Raw genomic sequence first — 12,938 nt, 5'->3', positions numbered from 1 at the left:
CAATGAGAACGGGGCGTTTTTTGTGTGGCTCGATCAAGCGTAGCTTTCGGTTTCGCTGCTTGCTTCAACCAGTTCCAGCGCGACGTTGTTCTGCGCGTTGATCTTGCGATACAGCGCAGCGTCGGTTTCCAGGACTTTCTCACGGGCCGGGAAGATTTCTGCCAGTTTGGCAGCCCATTCGCCCTTGGCTTTGCCCGGGAAGCATTTTTCGATCAACTCGATCATGATCGAAACGGTCACCGAGGCACCCGGCGAAGCGCCGAGCAGCGCGGCCAGGGAACCGTCCTTGGCGGCGACCAGTTCGGTGCCGAATTGCAGGACGCCACCTTTCTTCGGGTCTTTCTTGATGATCTGCACCCGTTGGCCAGCCACCTCCAGGCGCCAGTCTTCGGCTTTCGCCTCCGGGTAGAAGCGGCGCAGGGATTCCAGGCGCTGTTCCATCGATTGCATCACTTCGCTGACCAGGTACTTGGTCAGGTCCATGTTGTTTTTCGCCACGGCGAGCATCGGGCCGATGTTGCCGGCGCGAACCGACATCGGCAGGTCCATGAAGGAACCGTGCTTGAGGAACTTGGTGGTGAAACCGGCATAAGGTCCGAACAGCAGGGACTTCTTGCCATCGACGACACGGGTGTCCAGGTGCGGTACGGACATCGGTGGCGAACCCACGGCGGCCTGGCTGTAGACCTTGGCCTGGTGATGCTTGACCACTTCCGGGTTGTCGCAACGCAGCCATTGGCCACTGATCGGGAAGCCGCCGAAGCCCTTGCTCTCTTCGATGCCCGAAGCTTGCAGCAGTGGCAACGCCGCGCCGCCGGCACCGAGGAAAACGAATTTGGCATCGACATCACGGGAACTGCCGCTGTTGACGTCCTTGATGCTGACGGTCCAGCCGCCGTTGTTGCGCTTCAGGCCGGTCACACGCTTGCAGTACTTGACCTGGGCATCGGGTGCGCTGGTCAGGTGCTTGAGCAACTGGTTGGTCAGGGCACCGAAGTTGACGTCGGTGCCATTGATCACGCGGGTGGCGGCGAGGGTTTCGCCAGGGTCGCGGCCAGGCATCATCAATGGCATCCACTCTGCCATTTTAGCTTTGTCTTCGGTGTACTCCATGCTGGCGAAGGCGTGGTGCTTGCTCAGCACCTTGAAGCGTTCCTTGAGGAAGGACACGCCACTTTCACCCTGCACGAAACTCAGGTGTGGAACCGGGCTGATGAATGATTTGCATGAGCCGAACGTGCCTTTCTTGGTCAGGTACGACCAGAATTGCTTCGACACCTCGAACTGGGTGTTGATGTGCACGGCCTTCTTGATGTCGACGGTGCCATCGGCAGCCTGCGGCGTGTAGTTCAACTCGCACAGGCCAGCGTGACCGGTACCGGCGTTGTTCCAGGGGTTGGAACTCTCCGCAGCACCGGAATCCATCAGCTCGACGACTTCCAGCTTGATCGCGGGGTCGAGCTCTTTGAGCAGTACCGCGAGGGTGGCACTCATGATGCCGGCCCCAACCAGTACTACGTCGACTGCTTCGTTATGCGCCATTTAACGCGTCTCCAAAATCTGCAGCACCAAATTGACGGCATGGCTGCCAGGCGTTCCGGGGCGTGTCAGTGATGCCCCAGGTACTCATGGCCAGGATCGCCATGTCCGAATCTTCGCAATTTTTCGCAACTTCGACGGACGCTACCTGCCGGGCCTATGAGCCATATGAACTCATTTCAGCGCGCGGGAGGCAATTCGACTTATGGTCGATACATCCGTTTGTGCAACCAAATCCGTAGCGGACAGGCTTCAGGCTCCGGTGTTCGAGGAGTACTCGGTCCTGTGTCGTTGGGCTGTTGTAGACGCTAATGGTGCATGTTCAGACGCAAAACTATTCATTTGCTCGCCACACTCTTGTGAAGTTGTGAAAACCCGTTTTTTTCACGCTCTTTTGAAGACGTGAACCTCAAAAAAGGGCTGTCCCAGCCTGGCACCGTGCCCGGATGGCTTGCCGCCAGGGAAACCATGGCAGGCAAAACGGGCAAACAGCTCAGTGACCGAGCGTAATGACAGCTCTACAGATTCGCGGTAAGTGGAGGTTTTGCCGAAGAAAACAGCAAGCGCGCCAGCTTCACTCGATCTGTGTGGGCGGCTCTCTGTGGGCGGTGCGGGGTGCCAATACCTGGGCATTGACGATGCTGCGAGGCCCGATCAGGAGACGTCCTTATAATCGGGGGGAGATTGTATCTAAGAAATGCAGGGAAATGGTCGTGTTTAATGACTTTTATTAGGCGTCTGGTCAGGTCGTTAACAGTTGTTGCACCCGCGAACGGGATTGATGCTGACTGACGCGGGCGCCAGCGGGCAGAGGTCGGTGCAACCAGTTGAGGCGAATTTCTTCGATTTCGACCCAGCCATCGCCCATCGGTTGAAGGCTGCATTGCTTGAATGCCTGGCAATGGCCATTGCTGTCGAGCAGGGCAAAGCTGCGGTGGCGCGGACGTGGAGTGAACAACGAAACGAGAAAGCGCATGGCAGATTACCTTTTGGGTGGTTGCGGACAAAGATGACTTCCAGTCGTGACGCGCAAGTGAATGGCGGATGAAAAATGTATGACAGGAACCGCGTGGGCAAGGGTGTGTCAGAGATTTCAGTAATCGTTGCATGACCCTAGTTAGCCGCAGTGGCGCACCGCTATACTGCCGGCCTGTTTGTGCCTGATTCTGGAGAGAAGAGCATGTTGCAACGCCTGTTGTTCGGTTTGATCACTGTGACCAGCTTGACGCTGGTCGGCTGCGCCCACAGTCCGCAACAACTGAGTCCGGAACCCAAGCTCACCGCTCAACTGGCGCCGGTAGGCCACGGTCAGCCGGTGGTGGTGCGTGTAGTGGACGGCCGTCCGTCGCCGACCCTGGGCACCCGTGGTGGCCTGTACCCGGAAACCAGCGCGATTACCGTGCAAGGCCAGCAGATCCTGCCGAAGTTGCAGGCTCAGGCCGAAGCCGCCGTGCGCCTGCTGGGCTTCACCCCGACAGCCAACGCGATGAATGCGCCACAACTGACCGTGACCCTGACCGAGCTGAAGTATCAGTCGCCCAAAGAAGGCATGTATGTGACCGAGGCGACCATCGGCGCGACCTTCCGCTCCGATGTGCAGAACGCCAATCGTCGCTACAGCGGCCGTTATGGTTCATCCCTGGACCAGCGTTTCGGCATGGCGCCGAACCAGGAAACCAACACCAAGCTGGTCAGCGACGTGTTGAGCGATGCCTTGACCCGACTGTTCAAGGACCCGACCGTAGGTCAGATCCTCGGCGAGTAATGCGAGCCCTGTAGGAGCGAGCCCGCTCGCGATGGTCGTCAACGATTCCGCAGGAAATCTGATACCCCGCGGCGTCCTCAAGCCCATCGCGAGCAGGCTCGCTCCCACAAAGGCAACCGCTGGCGAGCCCCTGCAGGGGGACGTGGTATCAAGCCGCTTGCGAATAAAAGTCCAGCACACTCACACCCGTCAGCAAATCCGCTTCGGGCAAGTCCGCATGTTGATGGCCGCCCAGCGCGCAATACACCAGCCAATGGCGGTCCTGAACGTTGAAGGCGAGGCTGCCGACGAGGGCTTGTTGTTCGTCGCTGTGATTGATGAGGTAGAGTCGATCCTGGTTTTCTGCGTGCAACATGACACGGTCCCTGTCGGTTTCGAGGGGCGACAGACTGACCGATGCAGATGACGATGCCGTGACGCAGGACAACCGTTGGTCAAATGCTTGTTATTTGTCGGAAAGAACGGGCAGATGCCCAGGCTTTCGGTAGAATTCGCGCCGCGGTCGTCGGTTCGGCGTCTGCCACATCTGTTTCCCCCGAGGCCCATGATGTCGCTGCATTTGATGACGCTGCTTACCGCCCATCCCGCCAAATTGATCAATCTGCTGGCCTTGCTCTTTGCTTGCCCCGGCGGATGGCTGCTGCACGCGACCCGCCGCCGCGAGCAGCGCGCGATGGCCAACCTCGAGGCGCAGAGCCAGAGCCGTCGCATCGATGAGCCCATGTTGTTTCTTGATGGCGCGACCGTGCGCATGAACCGGTTTTTCTACAGCTTCGGTTTTGCCTGCCTGGGGTTGGCGTTGCTGGTGTCGTGGATCAGCACTCGAGTCTGAACCAGATGTAACCCGGTAGTGAGCAGAAAACAAAAACGGCGCCCCAAAGGCGCCGTTGTCGTATCCGCGAACTGCCTTACAGCGGCAATCCCGCCTTCACACGGTACTGATTGCGTACCGGCGTCGCATATTGCAGCACCAGGAAGGGGCGGTGCTCCTCGGGGCAGGCGTCCAGGCGCTGTTGCCATTGCTCCTGGGCCTTGGCCAGTTCATCGGCCGGGAACATCTTGGCGGCGCTCGGTACCTGTAATTGCGGGTCGGCGTCCTTCCATTGCGCATAGGCGAGGTAGTGCACCGGGAACAGGCGATAGCCACCGAGGATTTGCTTGTCCATTTCGACGGCCAGTTGCTTGGTGTCTTCGAACAGCTCGGTGATCGGTGCGGCAAAGTTCACATGGACCCGACCCTTGTAGCCGGTAATGCCCTTGGCGATGCTGACGTCGTCCTCGCCTGGCACTTTGGTGTAGCTGCCGGTGGTGGCTCGGATATAAAGCTCACGGGCCTTGGCCAGGTCGCACGGGTCGTATTCGTAGCTGATCGACACCGGCGTGAGGTTCAGCGAGCGAATGACTTCGCCAAACGGCTCGTCCTTGCGGCTCATGTGGAACATCTTGAGGATGGCCGACTCGGTACGGTCGTCGCCGTCCTTGGCCCGGCCCTCGGCCTGGGCGATCCAGATCGAGGCGCAATCGTTGCGGATCGAATGATTGATGTACGCGGACAGCAGTTGGTACGCCGCCATCTTCTCGCGGCGACCGCTGATCGAGCGGTGCACGATGAAGCTCTTGTTCAGGCGCATCAGGTCGCTGACGAAGGGCTTTTGCAGCAGGTTGTCGCCAATGGCGATGCGTGGGGTCGGCAGGCCGGCGTGGTACACGGCATAGTTGACGAAAGCCGGGTCCATCACGATGTCGCGGTGGTTGGCGATGAACACGTAGGCGCTGCCGGACTTGAACTGCTCGACGCCGGTGTACGTCACACCGTCCGTGGCCCTCTCGATGGTGTGGTCGACATACACCTCGACTTTGTCCTGCAACGAGGCGACCGAATTGACGCCGGCGAACTCACGGCGCAGCCGATGAGCTATAAGAGGTTTGAGCGCCCAGCCTAAAGCGCCAGCGAAACGCGGGAAGCGGAAGTGGGTGAGGATATCTAGAAACGCCTTGTCGCCGAGCAACCGTGCCAGCACCGCTGGGACTTCGCTGTCGTCGTAAGGTCGGATGGCATCGAATTCGCCCATCATGCTCTCTTGTTGGAAACGGCTAGGGTAAGTAAAGGTTTTGATCGAAAACCAACGGGGCACGGTCTGAAAAAGTAGTCAGACAAAAATAGCCCTGCAAATAGACCGGCGATTATACGCACAAGTCACCTGGGAGACCGCGATGCTGGAAACCGAGCATTATCAATGTCCGTATTGTGGTGAAGATTGCGAGGCGGTTCTGGACTTGTCTGGCGGCGATCAACAGTACATCGAGGACTGTCCGGTATGTTGTCGGCCGATTGTGTTCACGCTGCAAACCGATGGTCAGGAATGGATGCTCGATGTGCACGGCGAAGACGAGTGAGAGCCCTTTATGCAGCGCATCTATGAACCGGAAAACCTGATGGAAGGCGAGTTGCTGCAAAGCATGCTGGCCAGTGAAGGCATCGAGGCGCATCTGGTCGGTCGGGATCTGGTGGGCGGCACCGGCGAACTGCCGATCTTCGGCCTGCTGGGATTGGCGGTGGAGAACGATCAGGCGCAATACGCCCGGGAGCTGATCACCGCGTACAATGCCGCGCTGCCGCTGTCCGGCGATGAACCGGAAAGTTTTCCCGGCACGCTGGTCTGTTAGGCTGGCGTTCGTTTGATCAAGAGTCGTGTTGCCCCATGTGTGGACGTTATGCCCTGTTTCGCTGGAATCCCGCCTTCGCGGCCCTGCCCGGTTTTCCCGCCGATCAGCAGGCGCAGTGGAACATTTCCCCCAATGATTCGGTGTTGATGCTGCGTGCCGGTGCGGACGGTCAGCGCGAGTTGGCCCGTGCCCGTTGGGGCCTGACGCCGCCCTGGCTGACCGATCTGTCGCGCACCCCGGCCCACGCCCGCGCCGAAACCGTTGCCGAACAACCGATGTTTCGCCAGGCCTTGCGCGAGCGCCGCTGCCTGTTGCCGGCCAACGGTTTCTACGAGTGGCGCGGCACCACGCGCAAGCGCCCGTACTGGTTGACGCCGGGGGAAGGCTCATCGTTGTTTTTCGCGGCCATCTGGGAGGCGTATCCGGTGCAGGAACAGGTGTGGTTGAGTACGGCCGTGATTACCCAGCCGGCCGCCAGTCAGCGCCGACCTTTAATTCTCGATGCGGCGGCGCAGGACATCTGGCTCGATCCCGAAACGCCGTTGCATGCCTTGCAGGCGTTGCTGGCCAGCGAGCCCGCCGCCTTGCGCGAACGGGTACTGGCGAACATGGTCAATGACCCGAAACTCAATGGGCCGGAGTGTTTGACGCCGGGTTGAGTGCTTTGGTGGTTGGACCGGCCCCATCGCTGGCAAGCCAGCTCCCACAGTTTGTGAACACCACAGGTCTGTGTGGGAGCTGGCTTGCCAGCGATGAGGGTCGTCGGATCAAACCCTGAACTGATTGATCAACCGCCGCTGCTGCTCGGCCAGCTTGGTCAGATCCGCACTGGCCGCGCTCGATTCATCCGCGCCGCCGGCCACTTCATTGGCCACTTGACCGATGTTGATCACGTTCCGGTTGATGTCGTCGGCCACCGCACTTTGCTCCTCGGCGGCGCTGGCGATCTGGGTGTTCATGTCATTGATCACCGAAACCGCTTTGGTGATGGTTTCCAACGCTTCTGCCGCTTTTGCCGCGTGTTGCACGCTTTCGTCCGTGCGATTCTGGCTATCCTCCATGACCCGCACCACATCCCGCGTGCCTTGCTGCAACTGCTGAATCATGGTCTGGATTTCTTCCGTGGCTTTCTGGGTCTTCTGCGCCAGATTGCGCACTTCGTCAGCCACCACCGCGAAACCGCGCCCCTGTTCACCGGCCCGTGCCGCCTCAATGGCGGCGTTCAAGGCCAGCAGGTTGGTCTGCTCGGCGATCCCGCGAATGGCGGTGAGGATTGCGTTGATGTTCTCGCTGTCCTTGGCCAGGGTCTGTACGACACCGACCGCGCGGCCGATTTCCAGCGCAAGCGCGCCGATGGAGGTCGAGGTGTCGCGGACGATTTGCATGCCCTGGCTGGCAGCCTGATCCGCGTGGCTGGCGGCTTGCGCAGCCTGGGTCGCATTGCGCGCCACATCCTGGGCAGTGGCGGTCATTTCGTGCACCGCCGTGGCAACCTGGTCGATCTCGGCCATCTGCTTGTGCACCCCGGTGTTGGTGCGAATGGCGATGTCGGCGGTGTGTTCCGACGAATCGCTGACGCTCTGCACCGAGGCCACCACCTGCGTGATCATCGCCTGCAACTTGGCCAGGAAGGTGTTGAAGCCCTTGGCGATCGAACCCAGTTCGTCGGCACGGTCGCTGGTCAGACGGCGGGTCAGGTCGCCTTCGCCCTGGGCGATGTCGTCGAGCATGGCGACCATTTGCTTGAGTGGGCGAGCAATGCCGTGGCCCACCAGCCAGATCACCAGCAAGCCGATGCCGGCAATCAACAGGCCGACCATGGCCATGCCGAAGGTGTCGGATTTGCGTTGGGTATTGAGGTCAGCCTGAAGCTTTTGCAGATCAGCCATCACCGCGTCCAGCGGCAGTTGCAGCATCAGGGTCCAGCGCGCGTCGGTCTGGCCGATGCCGAAGGGCAGGTACAGCTCGATCCGGCCCTGGTTTTTGTCGACGGTATAGGTGACTTCGCCGCGCTTGAGATTGGCCATGTTGGCGATTTGCTTGCTGTCGAGGATGTCGCTGACCTTTTCGCCGAACTTGGTCGAGTCCTTGGTATAGGCGACGATCCGGCCGTTGCCGCCGATCAGGGCCATTTCACCGGCACCGCTGTAGAGCTTCTGGTTGGCGCCGAGCAGCATTTCCTGGATGAAGTTCACCGACAGGTCAGCGCCGACGATGCCCTGGAAGGCGCCGTTGAGCATGATCGGTTCGATAAACGAAGCGAGCATGACGATCTTGTCGCCGACCTTGTAGGGCGCCGGATCAATCACGCAGGATTTCCTGGTTTCCTTCGAGCACAGGTAGTACTCGCTGGCGCGCACGCCGGTGGACAGGGTTTTCTGGTCGTCGACGTCCACCAGTTTGTCCAGGCCGAGGCTGCCGTCCTCGTTGCGGAACCACCACGGCAGGAAGCGCCCGTTGGCGGGGTCGATGCCGACGACTTTGGTCCCGATGTAGGCCGCATCGTTGTGATCCAGCGCGTCCTTTTCCCAGCCGATGTAGGTGCCGAGGATTTTCGGGTTCCTGGCGACGTTTTCCTTGATCAGGCCGATCAACTGCTCACGGCTGAGGCTCAGCGAAGGCTGGCCATCGGCACCCTGCGTCCCGATGAGTGCGTTGACCCGCACCAGTCCGCCGGCGATCAGCAGTGGCGCTTCGAGTTCACGCTGAATCTGGCTGACCTGGGTTTGCGCCAGCGACGTCAGGCGTTGTTCGATCACCTGCTCGAATTGCGCCTGGGTCCGCTCCTGGACCATGTCTTGCGTCCGTGCCCCGGAAAACAGTGCATAAACAACCAGTGCTGCCACGACGCTTAGAACAATGGCACCGGCAAGGGCTGCCACGGAAAACTGGATTGACTTGAATTTCATGGGGGCTCCGCACGCGAAAAGACGACTGCGGTGGTGTATCGGCAGGAAGTAGAGCAGGCATTAGCAGACGTGGACGAAATGACTGTTTTGGCGTGTTCGAGGTCGTAAATGAACCAAGAGTGGTCGTGGCGTGCATCGGTTTGTGAATTTTTTTCCTGCAGCGGTGAGCGCTTTGCAAGAAATCAGCGTCTTACATCCGTTGTATCTGGCGTCGATACATTTGCGCGCATAGGATACGGGCATGTTTTTACGGAGTTTTTTGATGAACAAGACATGGGTGTTGTGTGGGCTGAGCGCGAGTCTGCTGCTGGCCGGGTGTCAGTCGGTCAACACGACCAGCGGCGGTGCTGTAGGCGTTGAGCGCAAGCAATACATGTTCAGCATGTTGTCCACCGATGAGGTTAATCAGATGTACGCCCAGTCTTATCAAAAGACGGTAGGCGAGGCGAGCACTCAGGGTGTGCTGGACAAGACCAGTAGCGATGCCAAGCGGATTCAGGCGATCTCCGATCGACTGATTGCCCAGGCTCCGGTGTTTCGTCCGGATTCGGCCCAGTGGAAGTGGGAAGTCAATCTGATCAAGAGCGATGAGCTCAACGCCAACTGCGGGCCGGGTGGCAAGATCATTTTCTACACGGGCCTGATGGACAGCCTGAAACTGACTGACGATGAAATCGCCGCCATCCTCGGCCATGAAATCGCCCACGCCCTGCGCGAGCACGGTCGCGAGGCGATGTCCAAGGCCTATGGCATCGAAATGGCCAAGCAGGGCGCCGGTGCCTTGCTCGGATTGAGTCAGGACAGCCTGGCGCTGGCCGACACCGTGGCCAACTACGGCATGACCTTGCCCAACAGCCGCGCCAATGAAAACGAGGCGGACTTGATTGGTCTCGAACTGGCCGCGCGCGCCGGTTACAACCCGAATGCCGCGATCACCCTGTGGAACAAGATGAGCAAGGCTTCGGAAGGTGCCCCGCCGGAGTTCATGAGCACCCACCCGGCTTCATCGAGTCGTATTGCGTCGTTGCAGGCGGCCATCCCGAAAGTCATGCCGCTTTACGAGCAGGCCAAGAAGTCCTGATCTTGCGGCAGTGATGATGTGGCGAGGGGGGGCAAGCCCCCTCGCCACAGGGTTGTGGTCAAACCCAGCCGCTGCTCTGCATCGCCTTGTACACCGCCACGATGGCGAGGATGAAAAAGGCCGAAGCCGCCAGCCGGCGAATCAGCGTCAGTGGCAATTTTTCAGCGGCAAAGTTACCTGCCAGAACCACGGGTACGTTGGCAATCAACATGCCCAGCGTGGTGCCGATGATCACCAGCCACAGCTCCGGATATTGCGCGGCGAGCATCACCGTCGCGATCTGAGTCTTGTCGCCGATTTCGGCGAGGAAGAACGCAATCAACGTGGTCAGGAACGGTCCGAACTTGCGGGCGGTGCTGGCTTCGTCGTCATCCATCTTGTCCGGCACCAGGGTCCACAGCGCAGTGGCGGCGAAGCTCGCCGCGAGGATCCAGTGCAGCATCGTATTCGAGAAGAAACTTCCCACCCAGGCGCCTACCGCGCCGGCTGCTGCGTGGTTGGCCAGGGTCGCGGCGATGATCCCGGCGATGATTGGCCAGGGTTTGCGGAAGCGAGCGGCGAGAATGAGCGCGAGCAGTTGCGTCTTGTCGCCGATTTCGGCCAAGGCAACGATTGCGGTAGGTACGAGTAGTGAATCCAGCATCAGGGGGTTTCCTAAGGGGCGGGTCGACACGGCTATGACACGTACAGCCTTCCCGCCCCGGGTAAGGTGTTCGTGTCATAGGTCTTGTCAAACCCCGGCGATCCATCTGATGTGGACGCTTGGGTCGCATACGCCATGGTCTGAGGACCAAGTATGTTGACGCATGCCGGACGAGCGTGGCGCTCGTGGGAGACTACTCCCCTAGGACGGAGCGGATTCTGCCTAGGCAAAATCCATTCGGCAAGCAGAAATTTCTTATCCGCGCTTGGCCCGGTAGATTCTGAAACCCTGTCCTTCGGCCTTGATCGCGCACACGCCCAGATGCTCTTCGATCAGTGGTTGATACTTCAGGAAGCTGTTCGCCACCAAGCGCAGTTCGCCGCCATTTTTCAGATGTTTGGCGGCTTTTCGCAGCAAGTTCTCGGTGGCGAAGTAGTCGGTATGGACACCCACATGAAACGGTGGATTGCTCAGGATTGCACTCAAGCCCATCGGTGCGGCATCGATGCCGTCACCGGTAATGACGTCTGCTTCCAGACCGTTGGCAGCCAGGGTCAAGCGACTGCTGGCGGCGGCGAACGCATCCACGTCCAGCAAAGTGACCTGGTTATGCGGGTAGCGACGTTTGACCGCCGCCCCCAGCACACCGGCGCCGCAGCCGAAATCCAGCAAATGGCCGCTTGGCAGTTTATCCAGATGCTCAAGCAACAGCGCGCTACCGCGATCCAGGCGACCATGGCTGAACACGCCCGGCAGGCTGATGACCTTGAGCGGGCCTTCCGCCAGCGGCAATTCGTATTCCTGGGCCAGGCTTTCCAGCGGTTTGGCTGCCGGTGCATTGACCACGGTGACTTGCCAGAGCTGGCAATGGCGCGCGCTGTCGAGCTTGCGTGGCTTGCCGAACGGGTTCAGTTGCTTGGCCGCCCCCTCGATACCGCTTTTTTTCTCGCCGACCAGAAACACCTCACGACCTTCCAGGCGCGAAGCCACGGCGTTGAGGATGTAGTCGGTCAGGTCCTTGGACTTGGGCAGGAACACCACCGCGCTGTCGAACTCGCGCTGCGGGACATTCACGCCAAAATGGCTGCGCTCGGCAAAGCGCGCATCCAGGGCCGCCTGGTCGCCGGCGTGCCAGCACCAGCCGTGAGCGGCCGGCAGGCGACCGAGCAAGTCGTCGGCGGGTAAACCGGCCAGCAGCACCGAACCCTGGAATAACTCGGCCTGACGAAGCAGTACTTCACTGCGCGGATCCATAACTGCTCCTGTGGAAAAAAGTGCCGCAGTTTATCAACTGACGACCCGCAGCGCCTTACCGCTGAAGTACGCCAGAGCGTTTTCCGTGACTTGGCCCACGATTCGTTGCCGCGCTTCGCGACTGCCCCAGGCGTTGTGCGGGGTGACGATCAGTCGCGGGATATCGTGGGCCAGCAGCGGATTGCCATGGGTCGGCGGTTCGACGCTCAGTACGTCGGTGGCGGCGCCACCCAGATGGCCGTTGCGCAAGGCATCGGCCAGCGCTTGCTCGTCGATCAGGCCGCCACGGGCGGTGTTGACCACGAAAGCGCCGGGTTTCATCGAGGCCAGTTCGCGGGCGCCGATGAAATGGCGGGTGTGTTCGTTGAGCGGGCAGTGCAGGGTCAGCGCGTCGATCTGCGGCAGCAGTTCTTCCAGCGGCAAGCGATCCGGGCGGGCAGGGCGGCCTGGAATCTGACCCAACAGCACGCGCATGCCAAAGGCTTCGGCCAGTCGCGCGACCGCGCCGCCGAGTTCGCCGTGACCGAGCAAACCGAGGGTTTTGCCTTCCAGTTCGACGATCGGGTAGTCCAGCAGGCAGAACTGCCTGGCTTGTTGCCAGCGGCCTTCACCGACAGCTTTCTGATAATCAGCCAGACGTGTGGCCAGGTTGAGCAACAACATGAGGGTGTGCTGGGCCACCGAAGGCGTGCCGTAGCCCTGGCAGTTGCAGACGGTAATCCCGTGGGCGCGGGCGGCAGCGAGGTCGACGTTGTTGGTGCCGGTGGCCGTGATGAGGATCAGCTTCAGCTCGGGGCTGGCGGCCATGGCGGCGGCGTCGATCCGGATTTTGTTGGTGATGGCGACGGTGGCGCCCTTGAGATGCTCGATCACCTGATCCGGCAGGGTCTGGGGGTATAGCTGCAACTCGCTGAAACAATCGCGCAACGGGCTGAGGTCGAGGTCGCCCAGATCCAGGGACGGGTGGTCGAGGAAAACGGCGCGGCGAATGTTCGTCATCAACTGTACCTTTTGTGCAATGAACTGAAAGCGTAATCTGCCGAGCCTACCAGATGAAACAACCAGTTACGCTTGTCCAAA

The 12,938-nt window shown here is 60.2% G+C and carries 14 protein-coding genes and 1 riboswitch; of the genes, 6 read left to right on the top strand and 8 right to left on the bottom strand.

From position 1 onward, the window contains the following. Positions 1 to 33: 33 nt before the first annotated feature. Both mqo and JQF37_RS16580 read right to left on the bottom strand, forming a co-directional pair. A complete protein-coding gene (mqo, locus tag JQF37_RS16585; RefSeq protein ID WP_103405131.1) occupies positions 34 to 1,542 on the bottom strand; it encodes a malate dehydrogenase (quinone) in 1,509 nt (502 codons plus the stop codon). Positions 1,543 to 2,281: 739 nt separating this feature from the next. Next, positions 2,282 to 2,515: a hypothetical protein gene (locus JQF37_RS16580; RefSeq protein ID WP_130208277.1), complete on the bottom strand. Its 234-nt coding sequence runs from the start codon at positions 2,513 to 2,515 to the stop codon at positions 2,282 to 2,284. Between the two features lie 204 nt (positions 2,516 to 2,719). On the opposite strand from JQF37_RS16580, the gene JQF37_RS16575 reads away from it, so the two are divergent. Beyond that, complete coding sequence (locus JQF37_RS16575) at positions 2,720 to 3,304, top strand: YajG family lipoprotein (RefSeq protein WP_090325093.1); 585 nt, start codon at positions 2,720 to 2,722, stop codon at positions 3,302 to 3,304. A 148-nt stretch (positions 3,305 to 3,452) separates the two neighbouring features. On the opposite strand, the gene JQF37_RS16570 is transcribed toward JQF37_RS16575, so the two are convergent. Further along, on the bottom strand, positions 3,453 to 3,659 hold the full coding sequence (locus JQF37_RS16570; protein ID WP_047533094.1) for a hypothetical protein: 207 nt from the start codon (positions 3,657 to 3,659) through the stop codon (positions 3,453 to 3,455). 192 nt (positions 3,660 to 3,851) lie between these two features. Here JQF37_RS16570 and JQF37_RS16565 point away from each other — a divergent pair, with 192 nt between their 5' ends. Further along, complete coding sequence (locus JQF37_RS16565; protein WP_130208275.1) at positions 3,852 to 4,136, top strand: hypothetical protein; 285 nt, start codon at positions 3,852 to 3,854, stop codon at positions 4,134 to 4,136. A 76-nt stretch (positions 4,137 to 4,212) separates the two neighbouring features. Here the strand turns inward: JQF37_RS16565 and JQF37_RS16560 are convergent, their stop codons facing one another. Then, positions 4,213 to 5,376 (bottom strand): 1-acyl-sn-glycerol-3-phosphate acyltransferase, encoded by a 1,164-nt coding sequence (locus JQF37_RS16560; RefSeq protein ID WP_189340423.1) that lies wholly within the window; start codon positions 5,374 to 5,376, stop codon positions 4,213 to 4,215. Between the two features lie 142 nt (positions 5,377 to 5,518). Here JQF37_RS16560 and JQF37_RS16555 point away from each other — a divergent pair, with 142 nt between their 5' ends. From JQF37_RS16555 to JQF37_RS16545, 3 genes are read left to right on the top strand one after another with little or no spacing between them, the layout of a single operon-like run. Next, entirely contained in the window at positions 5,519 to 5,701 is a 183-nt protein-coding gene (locus JQF37_RS16555) for a CPXCG motif-containing cysteine-rich protein (RefSeq protein WP_130208271.1), read from the top strand. A 9-nt stretch (positions 5,702 to 5,710) separates the two neighbouring features. Continuing rightward, positions 5,711 to 5,971 (top strand): DUF2007 domain-containing protein, encoded by a 261-nt coding sequence (locus tag JQF37_RS16550; protein WP_090464998.1) that lies wholly within the window; start codon positions 5,711 to 5,713, stop codon positions 5,969 to 5,971. A gap of 35 nt (positions 5,972 to 6,006) precedes the next feature. Then, on the top strand, positions 6,007 to 6,630 hold the full coding sequence (locus JQF37_RS16545) for an SOS response-associated peptidase (RefSeq protein WP_047533082.1): 624 nt from the start codon (positions 6,007 to 6,009) through the stop codon (positions 6,628 to 6,630). Positions 6,631 to 6,738: 108 nt separating this feature from the next. Here the strand turns inward: JQF37_RS16545 and JQF37_RS16540 are convergent, their stop codons facing one another. Beyond that, positions 6,739 to 8,880: a methyl-accepting chemotaxis protein gene (locus JQF37_RS16540; protein ID WP_130208269.1), complete on the bottom strand. Its 2,142-nt coding sequence runs from the start codon at positions 8,878 to 8,880 to the stop codon at positions 6,739 to 6,741. A 262-nt stretch (positions 8,881 to 9,142) separates the two neighbouring features. Here JQF37_RS16540 and JQF37_RS16535 point away from each other — a divergent pair, with 262 nt between their 5' ends. After that, the gene (locus JQF37_RS16535; protein ID WP_130208267.1) at positions 9,143 to 9,961 is read left to right on the top strand and encodes a M48 family metallopeptidase; all 819 of its coding nucleotides are present in this window, start codon (positions 9,143 to 9,145) and stop codon (positions 9,959 to 9,961) included. A gap of 58 nt (positions 9,962 to 10,019) precedes the next feature. On the opposite strand, the gene JQF37_RS16530 is transcribed toward JQF37_RS16535, so the two are convergent. The 3 genes from JQF37_RS16530 to JQF37_RS16520 all read right to left on the bottom strand — a co-directional run bounded on the left by JQF37_RS16530 (position 10,020) and on the right by JQF37_RS16520 (position 12,857). Continuing rightward, a complete protein-coding gene (locus tag JQF37_RS16530; RefSeq protein ID WP_130208265.1) occupies positions 10,020 to 10,604 on the bottom strand; it encodes a TMEM165/GDT1 family protein in 585 nt (194 codons plus the stop codon). 90 nt (positions 10,605 to 10,694) lie between these two features. After that, a riboswitch (yybP-ykoY riboswitch) is annotated at positions 10,695 to 10,818 on the bottom strand. Between the two features lie 41 nt (positions 10,819 to 10,859). After that, positions 10,860 to 11,858 carry a class I SAM-dependent methyltransferase gene (locus JQF37_RS16525; protein WP_130208263.1) on the bottom strand — a complete coding sequence of 333 codons (999 nt, stop codon included), beginning with the start codon at positions 11,856 to 11,858 and terminating at the stop codon, positions 10,860 to 10,862. A gap of 33 nt (positions 11,859 to 11,891) precedes the next feature. Then, a complete protein-coding gene (locus tag JQF37_RS16520; RefSeq protein ID WP_130208261.1) occupies positions 11,892 to 12,857 on the bottom strand; it encodes a 2-hydroxyacid dehydrogenase in 966 nt (321 codons plus the stop codon). Between the last annotated feature and the right edge of the window lie 81 nt (positions 12,858 to 12,938).

The sequence above is a fragment of the Pseudomonas sp. MIL9 genome (assembly GCF_016887925.1).
Taxonomy (GTDB): domain Bacteria; phylum Pseudomonadota; class Gammaproteobacteria; order Pseudomonadales; family Pseudomonadaceae; genus Aquipseudomonas; species Aquipseudomonas mohnii.
The sequence above is the reverse complement of the archived record's forward strand: the minus strand, read 5'-3'. Positions and strand labels throughout refer to the sequence as shown.

What these genes read in the sequence shown, in the direction of transcription:
- mqo (WP_103405131.1), bottom strand. Translation starts at nt 1,542, where the DNA reads ATGGCGCATAACGAAGCAGTCGACGTAGTACTGGTTGGGGCCGGCATC.
- JQF37_RS16560 (WP_189340423.1), bottom strand. Translation starts at nt 5,376, where the DNA reads ATGGGCGAATTCGATGCCATCCGACCTTACGACGACAGCGAAGTCCCA.
- JQF37_RS16530 (WP_130208265.1), bottom strand. Translation starts at nt 10,604, where the DNA reads ATGCTGGATTCACTACTCGTACCTACCGCAATCGTTGCCTTGGCCGAA.
- JQF37_RS16525 (WP_130208263.1), bottom strand. Translation starts at nt 11,858, where the DNA reads ATGGATCCGCGCAGTGAAGTACTGCTTCGTCAGGCCGAGTTATTCCAG.
- JQF37_RS16580 (WP_130208277.1), bottom strand. Translation starts at nt 2,515, where the DNA reads ATGCGCTTTCTCGTTTCGTTGTTCACTCCACGTCCGCGCCACCGCAGC.
- JQF37_RS16565 (WP_130208275.1), top strand. Translation starts at nt 3,852, where the DNA reads ATGTCGCTGCATTTGATGACGCTGCTTACCGCCCATCCCGCCAAATTG.
- JQF37_RS16520 (WP_130208261.1), bottom strand. Translation starts at nt 12,857, where the DNA reads ATGACGAACATTCGCCGCGCCGTTTTCCTCGACCACCCGTCCCTGGAT.
- JQF37_RS16555 (WP_130208271.1), top strand. Translation starts at nt 5,519, where the DNA reads ATGCTGGAAACCGAGCATTATCAATGTCCGTATTGTGGTGAAGATTGC.
- JQF37_RS16570 (WP_047533094.1), bottom strand. Translation starts at nt 3,659, where the DNA reads ATGTTGCACGCAGAAAACCAGGATCGACTCTACCTCATCAATCACAGC.
- JQF37_RS16575 (WP_090325093.1), top strand. Translation starts at nt 2,720, where the DNA reads ATGTTGCAACGCCTGTTGTTCGGTTTGATCACTGTGACCAGCTTGACG.
- JQF37_RS16550 (WP_090464998.1), top strand. Translation starts at nt 5,711, where the DNA reads ATGCAGCGCATCTATGAACCGGAAAACCTGATGGAAGGCGAGTTGCTG.
- JQF37_RS16540 (WP_130208269.1), bottom strand. Translation starts at nt 8,880, where the DNA reads ATGAAATTCAAGTCAATCCAGTTTTCCGTGGCAGCCCTTGCCGGTGCC.
- JQF37_RS16545 (WP_047533082.1), top strand. Translation starts at nt 6,007, where the DNA reads ATGTGTGGACGTTATGCCCTGTTTCGCTGGAATCCCGCCTTCGCGGCC.
- JQF37_RS16535 (WP_130208267.1), top strand. Translation starts at nt 9,143, where the DNA reads ATGAACAAGACATGGGTGTTGTGTGGGCTGAGCGCGAGTCTGCTGCTG.